We start from the raw sequence: 12,638 nt of genomic DNA on the forward strand, positions 1-12,638 counted from the left end.
CCGAAGCGCCCCTTCGCGGGTATCAGTGATGATGCTGGTGCCCGCCGGCCGGGGCTGCCGGCGCCGCGTGCTGCGGCGTCGCATGTTGAAGCGTCGGGGCGGCCTCGGCGGCCGGTGCCGGCGTGGCATGGGCGCCATGGCTCATGCCCTCCATGCCATGGACCATGGCGGGATCGACGGCGATGGCCGAGGCGTCGCCCGGATAGGCCGACACCACCTGCCGCATGAGCGCGATCTCCTGCGTCTGGTCGGTGATGATGTCCACGTTCATCAGGCTCAGGAAGCCGTTCCGCACGGCGGGATCCGCGTGATAGGCCTGTGCCATCTCCACCGCCGCCTGGTGATGGATGATCATGGCCTTGGCGAAGAGCACGTCGCGCTCGCTCACCGGCCCCATCGCATAGCCCATACTGGAAGGCGCCGGCGCGCGCAGGAAGCCCTGGGCCTGCGTCATCCCCTCGGTCGCGACGGGCTGCAGCACGATGCCGAAGGGCAGCCGCAGCGGCGGCGCATCGAGATTGGCGCTCACCTGGTTCAGCATGCCGATCTCGAACTCCTGGTTCACGACGATCGCGCGCGCAAGGGCCTGGAGCAGCGGGCTGCTGCGGCCCGCATCCGCCAGGTATTCGCGGCTCATGCTGAGGGCTCCGGCGTGATGCGGCATCATGCCCGCGACATAGTCGCGATCCGCCTTCTGCGCCGTCTCCGAGCGCGCGGCGAACCAGGTGCTGGTGATGGGCGCGTCGCCGGGCTGGTAGCCGTCCTCGATGGCGGCGAAGGCCGGTGCCGCGGCAATCATGGCGGCCGCGGCCAGGAAGGCGATCCGGGGGTGGCGCATGGGACGTTCTCCTCGATCCTGGACCGAAGGAGGCGCGCCCCTCCGGTGCCGCCGGAAAGGCGACGCCGGAGGAAATGGCCCCTGACCCTATGGGAAGGTCAAGCGCCTCGATAAGCACCTCAGTAGCTGCGCGGCATTCCCAGCACATGCTCGCCCAGGAAGCTGAGGATGAGGTTCGTGCTGATGGGCGCCACCTGGTAGAGCCGCGCTTCGCGGAACTTGCGCTCCACGTCGTATTCCTCGGCGAAGCCGAAGCCGCCATGGGTCTGCACGCAGGCCTCGGCCGCCGCCCAGGCCGCATCCGCCGCGAGCATCTTGGCGGTGTTGGCCTCCTCACCGCAGGGCAGGCCGGCCTCGAACTTCTCCAGGCCCTTGTGCAGCAGCGCCTCGGCCGCGCGCATCTGAGCATAGGCCTTGGCGATGGGGAACTGCACGCCCTGGTTCTGGCCGATCGGCCGGCCGAAGAGCACGCGCTCCTTGGCATAGGCGACCGACTTCTGCGTGAACCACTTGGCGTCGCCGATGCTCTCGGAGGCGATGAGCAGGCGCTCGGCGTTCATGCCGTCCAGGATGTAGCGGAAGCCCTTGCCCTCGACGCCCACGAGGTTCTCGGCCGGAACCTCCATGTTGTCGAAGAAGACCTCGCAGGAATTGTGGTTCATCATCGTGCGGATGGGCCGGATGGTGAGGCCGTTACCCAGCGCCTGGCGCATGTCCACGATGAAGGTCGAGAGGCCCTCGGTCTTCTTCGTCACCTGGTCCTTCGGCGTGGTGCGGGCCAGCAACAGCATCAGGTCCGAATGCTCGGCGCGGCTGGTCCAGATCTTCTGGCCATTCACGATGTACTTGTCGTTGCCCTGCTTCACCGCCGTCGTGCGCAGGTTGGTCGTGTCCGTGCCGCTGGTGGGCTCGGTGACGCCGAAGGCCTGCAGGCGCAGCGAGCCATCGGCGATGCCGGGCAGGTAGCGCTCCTTCTGCTCGGCGCTGCCGTGCTTGAGGATGGTGCCCATGATGTACATCTGGGCGTGGCAGGCCGCGCCGTTGCAGCCTTCCGCATGCACGGTCTCGAGGATCGCCGAGGCGGCCGAGAGGCCGAGGCCGGCGCCGCCGAACTCCTCGGGGATGAGGGCGCCGAGATAGCCCGCCTCGGTCAGCGCCTTCACGAATTCGGTCGGGTAGCCGCGCCGCGCGTCCAGCTCGCGCCAGTATTCGCCGGGGAAGCGGGCGCAGAGCTTGCGCACCTCCTCGCGAATCTCGGCATGCGGAAGGGTATTGGCGTTGGCGTCCATGGGAACCTTCGTGAGTGACACTGGCGTGGCGATTGTCGCGCGGGAACCTGCGCCCGGCCAGCCATCGATCAAAATACAATTCCGGACAATCACCTATGCCGGATTTATATCGTCGCCGAGCAGCTGGCCGTCCCAGATCCCCTCCTGAACCATCGCGGCAACCTCCTGCCGCAGCGCCTGCTCGAAGCGGCGAACGGCGTTCGAGGCCTGCCGGCCGAGCGGCTGTGCGATCACGAGCTTGCGCGAGAGGTGCGGCTCGATGATGGGCGCAGCGCCCAGCAGCCCCGCGGCGACTTCCTCATGCACCGAAGCCAGCGGCAGGATGGTGGAGCCGAGGCCGCGCTGCACCAGGCCCTTCAGCACCTGCAGCGCATCGGCTTCGACGGCGATACGCAGCGCGATGCCATGGGCGCGAGCCTCCCGTTCGATCAGGCGGCGCAGCCCATGCTGCGGCCCAGGCAGGACCAGTTTCTCGCGCGCCACCTCGGCGAAGGGGATGGCGTGGTGCGGGGAGGGTGCGAGGCCGGCCGGGGTCACGAGGCAGAGACTTTCCACCAGCAGTGGAGACAGGCGCATGCTTGCATTTGCCTCGGTGCCGTAGACGACGGCGATGTCAACCTCGCCGGCATGCAGCCAATCCAGCAGATAGCCGCTGAAGGCCGGCACGGCACGCAGCGTGACCTCCGGATAGCGCGCCATGAAGCGCTCGATCAGCCGCGTCGCCAGGATGTCGCCGACCGTGGGCGGCATGCCGAAGACGACCCGGCCGCGCACGGCGCCGGCTTCCTGGTTGAGGTCGGCGCGCGTCTCCTCGAGCTGGCGGAGAATATTGCCCGCCCGCGCCCGCAGGAGCTCGCCCGCGGCGGTCAGCGCCATGCCGCGGCCGTGCCGGTCGAAGAGGGGGATCTTGAGCTCCTCCTCCAGCAGGCGGATCTGTCGGCTGAGGGCGGGCTGGGCGATGCGCAGCCGGTCCGACGCCTTGCTGAGGCTGCCGAGGTCCGCGACCTGGATGAAGGTGTTGAGCTGCCGGAGATCCATCGAACGATATAAGATCGGCATATCTCAATCAGCAATATTATAGTTATGGCAATGGTCTGCCCCACCTAGCCTGCGCGCCGCAGAACAAGGGCAGGACCCATGACGATCCCCGAAACCGCGACCGCCGTCGCCCCCTGGCGCGACGAGGTCTTCGCCGTGCTCAAGGGCGCCGGCGTGAAGCACGTCGCCTATGTGCCGGATGCCGGGCACGCCACCGCCATCCGCCTCGCGGAGGCCGATCCCGACATCAACGCCGTGGTGCTCACCACGGAGGAGGAGGGCATCGGCTATCTCGCCGGCGCCTGGCTGGGCGGGGAGCGTGGCGCGCTGCTCATGCAGTCGAGCGGCGTGGGCAATTGCATCAACACCCTGGCGCTGCCGGCCGTGGCGCGCCTGCCGCTGCTGATGGTCGTGACCATGCGCGGCGACTGGGCCGAGTTCAACAACTGGCAGAACCCGATGGGCCAGGCGACCGAGGCGGCGCTGCGCCTCATGGGCGTGATGACCTGGCGCGCCGACCGGCCCGAGGATGTCGGGCCGTTGCTGCGTGGTGCGGCGACCATGGCCTTCGAGGGCGATGCTGCCTGCGCGGTGCTGCTCGGCCAGCGGCTTATCGGCGAGAAGGAGTGGGTGAAGTGAGCGCGGGTGGACATCTGGACCGGCGGCAGGTCGTCGCCGAACTCCTGAAGGATCGCGGCGACCTGGTGGTGGTGACCGGCCTCGGCTCACCCTCCTACGACGTGATGGCGGCGGGCGATCACGACCTCAACTATTACCTTTGGGCCGCCATGGGCAGCGCGGCGATGGTCGGCCTTGGCATTGCCACCGCGCAGCCAGAGCGGCCGGTGCTGGTCGTCACGGGCGATGGTGAGCAGCTGATGGGCTTCGGCGCGCTCGCCACCATCGCGGTGCGGCGGCCGCGCAACCTCGCGATCGTCGTGCTCGACAACGGGCATTTCGGCGAGACGGGGATGCAGCCGAGCCATGCGGGCCAGGGCATCGAGCTGGCGAAGGTCGCGGCTGTCTGCGGCTTTCCGGTGGCCGAGACCGTCGTCGAGGCTTCCGGCATCGCGACCCTGCGCCAGCGCATCCATGCACGGGCGGGGCTGAGCTTCGCCACCGTGAAGATCGCCGCCGACAACCCGCCCCGTGCCCTGCCGCCGCGCGACGGTGTGCAGGTGAAGAACCGCTTCCGCGCGGCGCTGGGCTTCCCGACGGCCTAGGCCGCCGGAGGCCCCACGATCTCCGCCTGCCGGTCGAGATGGGCCACCAACTCGGCCGGCAGCTTCAGCCGGTGGGCGAGGGCCTGGAGATAGGCCCGCTCGGCGGGATCGTCCGGATCCACGGCGAGCCGCGAGACGATGTAGATCTCCGAGGCCTGCTCCGGCGTCGTCGCGGCCGCCGCGACTTCGCTGACGCTGACCGGCGCATCGATCGTGTCGAAGACGAAGGCCTTGGCCTCGGCGTCGAGGCCGGCCTCCTCCACCTGGGCGAAGATGCGGCGCCGCTCCTCCGCGTCGATATGCCCGTCCGCCCGCGCGGCACCGATCATGGCGCGGACCAGGGCGAGCTCGAAGGCCTCGCCATTCGCGGCCGGCGCGGCGCTGGGCAGGAAGCGCGGCTCCGCCGTCGCGATCTCCGCCGGGGTGACCGGCGGCGCGGCGGCGGGTTGCCGGCCGGCCTGCCAGTTCCGGAAGGCCCGGTCGGCCAGGGCGCCCAGCACCGCCGCGCCGCCATGGCTCACCAGGCCGCCGCCGAGCTTTCGGCCCTTCTTCCCCAGGAAGAGGGAGATCAGCCCGCCGGCTGCCGCCGCGCCGGCCAGGGCGCCTGTGCCGCCCTGGCCCAGGACGTCTCGGGCCGCATCGGAGATGCCGCCGAGCGCCCCGCCCGGATTGGTCCAGGGCGAGGACGCTGCTTGGCCGGGTCGCGAGACACTGGCAGGGAGGAACTGGTCCAGGAGGGCTTTGGCGTCGATCATGCCCCAAAGATCGGAAGCTCCCGGACTTACGGCAAGATGACCGGGAATTTATATGCCCGGCGCAGGAGGTCAGTCCGCCTGGACCTGGTTGTCCCGCACCACCTGGCCCCAGAGCGCGATCTGGCGGTCCAGGAAGGGACGCAGCACCTCCGGTCCGCCGAGGACGAGGCGGGCCTGCTGGCTTTCCGTCATGGTGCGGTTCACCCGCTCGTCGCGGAAGCTCTCCTGTAGCGCCGTCACCATGCGCTGCTGCATGGGCGCGGGCGTGCCGTGCGGGGCGAAGACGCCCCACCACGCCTCGGCCTCGAGGCCGGGGAAACCGCTCTCGATGGCCGTCGGCACGTCGCGCAGGGCGGGCAGGCGCTCGGGGCCGAACTGCACCACGGGGCGCAGATTGCCGGAGGTGATCTGCGGGGCCACCAGCGCCGCGCTGCCGATCATCATCTCCACATGCCCGGCGACCGTGTCGTTCACCGCAAGGCCGCCGCCGCGATAGGGCAGGTGGGCCATGCGCACGCCGGCTCGGGCGCCGAGCATCACCATGGTCAGGTGGCCCAGCGTGCCGTTGCCCGTGCTGCCATAGTTGATGGCGTCAGGCCGCGCCTTGGCCGCGTTCACGATGTCCGCGAGGTTGCGGTAGGGCTTGTCCGGCCGCACGGCGATCACGTAGGGCGCGCCGCCGATCAGCAGCACGGGATCGAGATCGCCGGTCAGGTTGAAGGGCAGATTGGGCAGCAGCGCCGGAAGCGTCGCGTGGCTATCGAAGGTCAGGAGCCAGGTGTTGCCGTCAGGCCGCGCCGTCGCCACCGCGCCGGTTCCGAGCGAGCCGGCCGCGCCGCTGCGATTCTCGACCACGACCGGCACGCCCAGTCGCTGCGTGAGGCCGGGACTGACGATCCGCGCCACCGCATCGGTGCTGCCGCCGGCGGCAAAGGGGACGATGATGCGGATGGCGCCGGACGGCCAGGACTGAGCGCGGGCGACGGCAGGCGCGGCGAGGGGCGCGGCCAGGAGGGCGCGGCGTGAGACGGTCATGGATCGTTTCCTCGGTCGTTCGTTGATTTTGCGACCGTTGCTGCCACAACCGCTCCGCCCTGGCCATCTCGGGATTTTGCCGAGCGACGCGCGGCCGTGATCAGGCGGCGAGGAGGTGCTTCGCGATCTGGTCGACGGGAAGCTTGGTGAGGTCCTTGGCGAGCTCCTCCGAGACGATCTCCTTCACGGCGGCGCTCAGCTTTCCGCGCAGCACGCCGAGCGCCCGTGGCGGCGCCACCAGCAGAAGCTCCTTGATCTCCTGCCCACGCACGGCTTCGTCGAGCATGGCGGCCACCCGAACCAGGAAGTCCGTCTCGGCCTGGTCGTGCAGGTCGCCCTCATCGGTGGCGCTGCGCGCGGCGCCGTCCGAAGAGCGGAGGCGGCCCGGCCTGTCGGTGCCGAGCTCGCGACTTGGCGGCTGCGGATTGTCGATGGCGGAGACGGTGGCGAGCCTGGGGCTCAGGGCGTCGCCTTCGTTGCGCAGCAGAAGGGCCTTGGTGCCGTCGCAGACCAGGACACCGATCCGGGCGGGCAGGGGATAGGGCTTCATGGGGGACCTCCGTCGCATTCGCGTTCCGGAGGTTAATCGCCCGCGGCCGGCAGAGTTGCCCCGGTCAGGGCCTGGCGATGGTCGGCGCGAGGATCGCGACGATATCCTGTCCCGCGTCCCGGTGGCCCATAGGGCGGAGGTCGATCCGCGTCTCGGCCAGCCCGCCCGCCACCAGGGCGTCCTTCACCGCGCGGGCGCGGGCGAGGGATAGGCGCCGGGTCGTGGAGAGATCATCCCCTGAGCCGACCTCGGCGATCACCGTCACGCGGCCCACGCTGCCGGTGTTCAGAACGCCGCCGATGCGAAGGAGCGCCGCGCGCCGGGGCGCGGGGATTTCTTCGCTGCCCGTCTCGAAGGCGACGTGCCAGACGCCCCGTTCCGGCGAGGTGACGCCGCGGGCCAGCGGGATATTAGGCAGCGGCGGGAGGGGCGCCGGCGGCGCACCGCCTGTCGGACCGGGCATCTGCGCTGCAGCGAGACCCGGCAGAAGGAGAGCGGCAGAGAGAAGCGCGCGGCGGCGCATCAGCCCGCCGCGCTGCGGCCCTTGGCCGCCGCCGAGATGCTATCCTGCACCACGTCCCGAAGCTTGCCGTGCAGGTGCTGGTTACCGGCCACGACATTGCCCTCGGCATAGGGATCGCCGCCATCGGGCGAGGTGACGATGCCGCCGGCCTCGCGCACCAGGATGATCCCGGCCGCGATGTCCCACTTGTGCAGCACCAGCTCCCAATAACCGTCGTAGCGGCCGGCCGCCGTCCAGGCGAGGTCGAGCGCCGCCGCGCCGAAGCGGCGGATGCCCGCCACCTGCGGCATCAGCCGCACGAGCGCATGGGCGAATTCCGGCTTCTTCGGCGTCGAGGCGAAGGGGATGCCCGTGGCGAAGAGCGCCGTGTTCATCTCACGCCGGCCGGAAACGCGCAGGCGCTTGTCGTTCAGGAAGGCGCCCATGCCCTTCTCGGCCCAGAAGAGCTCGTCGGCGACGGGGTTGTACACCACGCCGGCCACGATCTCGGACTTGTCCTCCGAGATGCGCTTCTCGATGCCGACGCTGATCGCCCAGTGGGGGATGCCGTGCAGGAAGTTGGTGGTGCCGTCGAGCGGGTCCACGACCCAGCGCCACTCCCAGTCTGCATCGCCCGACACGCCGCTTTCCTCCATGAGGAAGGCGAAGCCCGGGCGGGCCTTGCCGAGATCCTCGCGAAGGGTCTGCTCGGCGCGCAGGTCGGCCTGGCTGACGAAGTCGCCGGGGCCCTTCATCGAGACCTGCAGCTGCTCGACCTCGGTGAAGTCGCGCAGCAGTCGCCGCCCGGCCTTGCGGACGGCGGAGACCACGACGTTCAGGGCCGGGGAAAGGCGGGGAGAGGAGCCGGACATGGATCAGCCCTTGGCGCGCTCCACGTAGGAGGCGTCCTCGGTGCGGACGACGATGCGCTCGCCGGTGGTGATGAAGGGGGGAACCATGGTCTTGATGCCGTTCACGAGGAGGGCCGGCTTGTAGGAGGAGGAGGCGGTCTGCCCCTTCACGACCGGGTCGGCCTCGGCGATCTCGAGCGTGACCAGCTCGGGCAGGTCCATGGCCACCGGGTCGCCTTCGATAAGGCGGACGTTCACGGTCATGTTCTCCTGCAGGAAGGGCAGGCGATCGCCGAGAATGGTGTTGGGGACCTGGGTCTGCTCGAAGGTCTCGGGGTCCATGAGGACCAGCATCTCGCCCTCGGCGTAGGAGTAGGTGAACTCCTTGTCCTCGGTGGTCAGGCGTTCGACCACATCGGCGGTCCGCCAGCGCTGGTCCTTCTTCGCCCCGGTCTTGATATTGCGCATGTCGACCTGGATGATCGCATTGCCCTTGCCGGGAATCATGATGTTCTGGCGGATGATGGTGTAGCGCTGGCCTTCGAATTCGATGACCATGCCGGCGCGCATCTGATTGGCCTGCATCTTCGCCATGGGCGTGGCCCCTGTATTTCTATGGGTTGAGCTGAGGCGGGACGGCTTACACGCGCGAGGGCTTCCGGGCAACCGTGCCCCGGGCGATGAGGGCCCGGAGGCGATATCGAGACTTGCCAGCCGGGGCCTATCGGGCATGATCCATTCCAAATAATGGGAAATGTCATGCGCTGGATCGCCTGCCAGATCGTTCTCACGGTTGCCCTGCTGGCGACGCCCGCCCGCAGCCAGGACGATTTCGGGCTCCGCTGGTTCAACAACTCGGCCTCGATGATCCAGGGCTATATGGGCCAGGCAGCGATGGCGAGCGTCGCCAATGCCCAGGCCCGCCGAGTGGCCCGTGAAAGCCGCCGCCGGGAGCAGACGCCCGCCCTGCGGGAGCGTGCCGGGCGCGAGAACATCCTGATCGTGGGGAATGACCGTACAGTCTCCCGACAGGCGCGCGCGCGTTTCGTGGACGACCTTGTTCGCTCGCAGCCCCAGGCGCGTCCTCAGCTGGAGGCGGCGCTCGCCTCGGACTGGCAGGCCGGATATGCGCGGGAGATCGCGCGGCCGAACGGCCTCGACCCGCGGAACCTGGCCGATAGCCATGCCGCCTATCTGATCGCCAGTTGGGCCGTGGTGAACGACGTCGCAACCATTTCTCCCCGGGGGATCGCGGCGGTTCGCGACGCCATCCGCGCCGATCTGGCGGCCCGCCCGGAGATCGCGCAACTCACGCCCGCTCAGCGCCAGGGCCTGGCGGAGTTCCTGAACTACAACACCGTGCTGGTGATGGCCCAGCGCGTGAGGATCCAGAGCGGCGACCGGGCGCTTCAGGCGGAGGCGGCGCGCCATTATGCGGCGCAGTTCTCCCGACAGGGCGTGGATCTCGCGGCGCTTCGACTGACCGATGACGGCTTTATCACGCGCTGATCCCATGAAATCTGTTGGCCATGCTTGCCGATGTGGAGAACGATAGGGACGCCATCCAATTGGGTATCCAATGATGCAATCCGTCGCAGATTTGGTGGTGAAGGTGGATGCCGCGCGCCGGCGGCTGACCCTGCAATTCGGGATGAGCACGGATGGTGCAGCGTATCGTCGTGCGATGTCGGGCTGGCTGGAATCGAGTCCTGAGGCGGTCGGCTATGACTGGCTCTACGATCTGCGCCGCTACGGGGGCTCGGTGCACCACGACGACGTGACGGCCTTCGCCGCGACCTATGAACAGTTGGCACAGGGCCGCGATGAGGGGGCAAGGTCCGTCTTCGTGTCGCCGGATTCCGGTTTCCGGCTGTGGGTGCAGGCCTGCGCCCTCCGATTTCCGCGCCGGATTTTTGCTGTCGTCGAGACCTTGGCGGAGGCGGAGCGGGAGTTGGCGAAGGGGCGTCAGCGTCCCGGTTGACCTGCCAGATGCGCGTCGGCCCGGATGACGCCATCGCCTCCTTGGGCACGTCACGCAGGCGCTGAGCCCGCCGTAGTTGGGGAAGGATGGTTCTGCGGCACGGCTGGCCAGCGCGATTCTCCCATGCTCCGGTGTCGCATCAGATCCAAGGAACTCCGGATGCATCCTCACGCGCTCAACCTGCCCCGGGGCCGCACGCTGCCAGGCGCCGTCGGCCACAATCGCGGTGTCGTCCGACCGAACTACGCCTTCCTGCCTCCCGAGGGCGTGCTGAAGAGCCGGTTGCCGCAATACGACGCCACCGTCGTCCGCTTCCTGGCCGCGCCGGTTCTCGGCGCACGATTCGCTCAGTTCGTACTGGAGATCGAGGCGGGCGGCGGGACGCGGGCGCCCATCGTCGAGGCGGGGATCCAGCATTTCTACTACGTGCTGTCGGGCAGCGTCGTCGCGAAGGTGGACGATTCCGCTGAGAAGGAGCTGACCGCCGGCGGCTTCCTCTATGCCCCGCCGGGCGTGCCGCTTTCCATTCGAAACCAGGGAAGTGCTGGCGCGCGCGTGCTGGGGCTGCGCAAGCGCTACGAGGCCATCGACCTGCCGCCGCCCGCGCCGATCCTCTCCCATCAGGACGAGGTGCCGCGCACCAACCATACCGGTCTGGATGGGCGCGGCTTCCAGCACCTGCTGCCGTTCGGAGACCTGGCCTTCGATTTCGAGATGAACCTGATGTGGTTCTCGCCGGGCACCTTCTTCCCCGCGGTGGAGACGCACATCATGGAGCACGGGCTCTACATGCTGCAGGGGCAGGGGCTCTACCTGCTGGGCACGGAATGGCACGAGATCTGGGCCGAGGACTTCATCTGGATGGGGGCCTATTGCCCACAGCAATTCTACCCGACCGGGCCCGATGAGGCGGCCTATCTGCTTTACAAGGACGTGAACCGGGACGTGGCGCTTTAGCGCCGTTCCGGGGCGAGCACACAGAGCGCGCGTCCTCCTGGCGAGGATGGGCGTTTTGTTTTCCAGTCGCATCGAATCGCGTCGCCCGGCGTTAACCCTATGCGCTGAACGACGTTCGCAGGCGCCACCCCACATAAGGATACGCGCCATGGCCAGAACCAAGACCATCGACGATCTATTTTACGACACGCTCAAGGACATCTACTACGCCGAGCGTAAGATCCTGAAGACGCTGCCCAAGATGGCCCGCGCCGCTGAATCCGAGAAGCTCAAGGCGGCGTTCGAAAAGCACAGGATGCAGACCGAGGGGCAGATCGAGCGCCTCCAGCAGGTCTTCGAAATCATTGGCAAGCGGGCCGTCGGCAAGACCTGCGACGCCATCGAAGGCATCGTCGCCGAAGGCGAAGAGATCATCGAGGAGTATGCGGGAACGCCGGCCCTGGATGCTGGCCTCATCTCTTCCGCCCAGGCGGTCGAACACTACGAGATGACCCGCTACGGAACGTTGAAGCGTTGGGCGCAGGTCCTAGGGCATAGCCAGGCGGTGGCTCTTCTCGATGCGACGCTGAAGGAGGAAGGCCAGACCGACAAGGATTTGACAGTCCTCGCCGACGCTGGCGTAAACCAGATGGCGAAAGCAGGCTGAATCCACCTGCAAAATGCGATTGGCCCGGCCGGAAGAGACCCGCGCCGGGCTTTTTGCGGCCGGTCCTCGATGCGCATCCGACGTGCCGTCGCCCTACGGGCTGCGGCCCACCTGGGCGCTGCGACTTCAATCCATTAGCCTCTCCGAATGCCCGATCTCACCCAGCTCGCTCTCTTTTCCGCCTCGGCGCTCCTGCTGGCGGTCACGCCCGGGCCAGGCATTTTCTACGTCGCTGCCCGGACGCTTTCTGGCGGGCGCTCTGAAGGTATTGCGTCCAGCTTCGGCACAGGAATTGGCGGCATGGTACACGTGCTCGCCGGCGGAATCGGCGTTTCAGCCATCGTGCTTGCCAGCGCAGAACTGTTCACCGGACTGAAGCTGCTCGGCGCGGTCTACCTCATTTGGATCGGCTTCCGCACGATCCAGGCTGCACGCCGCGAGTCATCCCTCATCGTAGAGAGTGGAGCCTCGTCTGCTTCGGTCGGCTCGAGCCGTGCCTTCCGAGAAGGTATCCTGGTTGAGGCTCTCAATCCAAAGACAGCAGTCTTTTTCCTGGCGTTCGTTCCGCAGTTCGTGGAGCCGGTGCAAGGCCATGTAGCTCTACAGTTCCTGGTCCTTGGTTCCGTATCTGTGGCGTTGAACACTCTCATTGATGTTCTCGTCGCCCTGGCGGCCGGGCGAATTCGTGATGGAGCTGCGGCACGGCCTGCCCTGATTCAACGGCTCCGGGTCGGATCGGGGGTGTCCATGGTGGCGCTCGGCGTCGGCCTGGCGTTGGTCAGGCGGCCGGCGGCCAATTAGCGAGATCTTGCGGCGCGTAAGATCGCGATGCCCTTCGGGGCTCACACGCATTTGGCTACCCATCCTCCTCGCGGCGGTGCAGGCGTTCTTATGTTGTGGCGATGGAGTGAGAACGGCGTCCGGCGTCGCGATCGGTCATGCCGGATGGCTGCGGAGCAACTTCAGACGGTGC

16 protein-coding genes are annotated in these 12,638 nt (G+C 68.1%); 7 read left to right on the forward strand and 9 right to left on the reverse strand.

The genetic code is table 11. The features are described 5' to 3' along the window. Window positions 1-22: 22 nt before the first annotated feature. From KHU32_RS09395 to KHU32_RS09405, 3 genes are all read right to left on the reverse strand, one after another. Window positions 23-838 (reverse strand): DUF305 domain-containing protein, encoded by an 816-nt coding sequence (locus KHU32_RS09395; protein WP_213669839.1) that lies wholly within the window; start codon window positions 836-838, stop codon window positions 23-25. Window positions 839-957: 119 nt separating this feature from the next. After that, window positions 958-2,127 carry an acyl-CoA dehydrogenase family protein gene (locus KHU32_RS09400; protein ID WP_213669840.1) on the reverse strand — a complete coding sequence of 390 codons (1,170 nt, stop codon included), beginning with the start codon at window positions 2,125-2,127 and terminating at the stop codon, window positions 958-960. A gap of 93 nt (window positions 2,128-2,220) precedes the next feature. Further along, on the reverse strand, window positions 2,221-3,186 hold the full coding sequence (locus KHU32_RS09405; RefSeq protein WP_213669841.1) for a LysR family transcriptional regulator: 966 nt from the start codon (window positions 3,184-3,186) through the stop codon (window positions 2,221-2,223). Between the two features lie 78 nt (window positions 3,187-3,264). Here KHU32_RS09405 and KHU32_RS09410 point away from each other — a divergent pair, with 78 nt between their 5' ends. Together KHU32_RS09410 and KHU32_RS09415 are read left to right on the forward strand one after the other, a co-directional pair. Next, window positions 3,265-3,804, forward strand: coding sequence for a thiamine pyrophosphate-binding protein (locus KHU32_RS09410; protein ID WP_213669842.1), 540 nt, complete (start codon window positions 3,265-3,267; stop codon window positions 3,802-3,804). Beyond that, window positions 3,801-4,388: a thiamine pyrophosphate-dependent enzyme gene (locus tag KHU32_RS09415; RefSeq protein ID WP_213669843.1), complete on the forward strand. Its 588-nt coding sequence runs from the start codon at window positions 3,801-3,803 to the stop codon at window positions 4,386-4,388. The genes KHU32_RS09410 and KHU32_RS09415 overlap by 4 nt, the downstream gene beginning before the upstream one ends. On the opposite strand, the gene KHU32_RS09420 is transcribed toward KHU32_RS09415, so the two are convergent. The 6 genes from KHU32_RS09420 to efp all read right to left on the reverse strand — a co-directional run bounded on the left by KHU32_RS09420 (window position 4,385) and on the right by efp (window position 8,675). Continuing rightward, the gene (locus KHU32_RS09420) at window positions 4,385-5,143 is read right to left on the reverse strand and encodes a tellurite resistance TerB family protein (RefSeq protein WP_213669844.1); all 759 of its coding nucleotides are present in this window, start codon (window positions 5,141-5,143) and stop codon (window positions 4,385-4,387) included. The genes KHU32_RS09415 and KHU32_RS09420 overlap by 4 nt on opposite strands. 69 nt (window positions 5,144-5,212) lie before the next feature. Further along, on the reverse strand, window positions 5,213-6,178 hold the full coding sequence (locus KHU32_RS09425) for a tripartite tricarboxylate transporter substrate binding protein (RefSeq protein ID WP_213669845.1): 966 nt from the start codon (window positions 6,176-6,178) through the stop codon (window positions 5,213-5,215). 100 nt (window positions 6,179-6,278) lie between these two features. Continuing rightward, window positions 6,279-6,728 (reverse strand): baeRF12 domain-containing protein, encoded by a 450-nt coding sequence (locus KHU32_RS09430; RefSeq protein WP_213669846.1) that lies wholly within the window; start codon window positions 6,726-6,728, stop codon window positions 6,279-6,281. 64 nt (window positions 6,729-6,792) lie between these two features. Further along, a complete protein-coding gene (locus KHU32_RS09435; protein WP_213669847.1) occupies window positions 6,793-7,191 on the reverse strand; it encodes an OmpA family protein in 399 nt (132 codons plus the stop codon). Window positions 7,192-7,250: 59 nt separating this feature from the next. Next, window positions 7,251-8,102 carry an inositol monophosphatase family protein gene (locus tag KHU32_RS09440; RefSeq protein ID WP_213669848.1) on the reverse strand — a complete coding sequence of 284 codons (852 nt, stop codon included), beginning with the start codon at window positions 8,100-8,102 and terminating at the stop codon, window positions 7,251-7,253. A 3-nt stretch (window positions 8,103-8,105) separates the two neighbouring features. Further along, entirely contained in the window at window positions 8,106-8,675 is a 570-nt protein-coding gene (efp, locus tag KHU32_RS09445; protein WP_213669849.1) for an elongation factor P, read from the reverse strand. A gap of 165 nt (window positions 8,676-8,840) precedes the next feature. Here efp and KHU32_RS09450 point away from each other — a divergent pair, with 165 nt between their 5' ends. The 5 genes from KHU32_RS09450 to KHU32_RS09470 all read left to right on the forward strand — a co-directional run bounded on the left by KHU32_RS09450 (window position 8,841) and on the right by KHU32_RS09470 (window position 12,466). Continuing rightward, window positions 8,841-9,590, forward strand: coding sequence for a DUF6683 family protein (locus KHU32_RS09450; protein WP_213669850.1), 750 nt, complete (start codon window positions 8,841-8,843; stop codon window positions 9,588-9,590). A gap of 70 nt (window positions 9,591-9,660) precedes the next feature. Further along, window positions 9,661-10,062, forward strand: a complete 402-nt coding sequence (locus tag KHU32_RS09455; protein WP_213669851.1) for a hypothetical protein — start codon at window positions 9,661-9,663, stop codon at window positions 10,060-10,062. 159 nt (window positions 10,063-10,221) lie between these two features. Further along, entirely contained in the window at window positions 10,222-11,019 is a 798-nt protein-coding gene (gene allE, locus KHU32_RS09460; protein ID WP_213669852.1) for a (S)-ureidoglycine aminohydrolase, read from the forward strand. A 148-nt stretch (window positions 11,020-11,167) separates the two neighbouring features. Next, window positions 11,168-11,665 (forward strand): YciE/YciF ferroxidase family protein, encoded by a 498-nt coding sequence (locus tag KHU32_RS09465; RefSeq protein ID WP_213669853.1) that lies wholly within the window; start codon window positions 11,168-11,170, stop codon window positions 11,663-11,665. Window positions 11,666-11,812: 147 nt separating this feature from the next. After that, window positions 11,813-12,466, forward strand: coding sequence for a LysE family translocator (locus KHU32_RS09470; protein ID WP_213669854.1), 654 nt, complete (start codon window positions 11,813-11,815; stop codon window positions 12,464-12,466). Window positions 12,467-12,638 lie beyond the last annotated feature (172 nt).

Source organism: Roseococcus pinisoli (assembly GCF_018413645.1).
In the GTDB taxonomy this organism is placed as follows: Bacteria; Pseudomonadota; Alphaproteobacteria; order Acetobacterales; family Acetobacteraceae; genus Roseococcus; species Roseococcus pinisoli.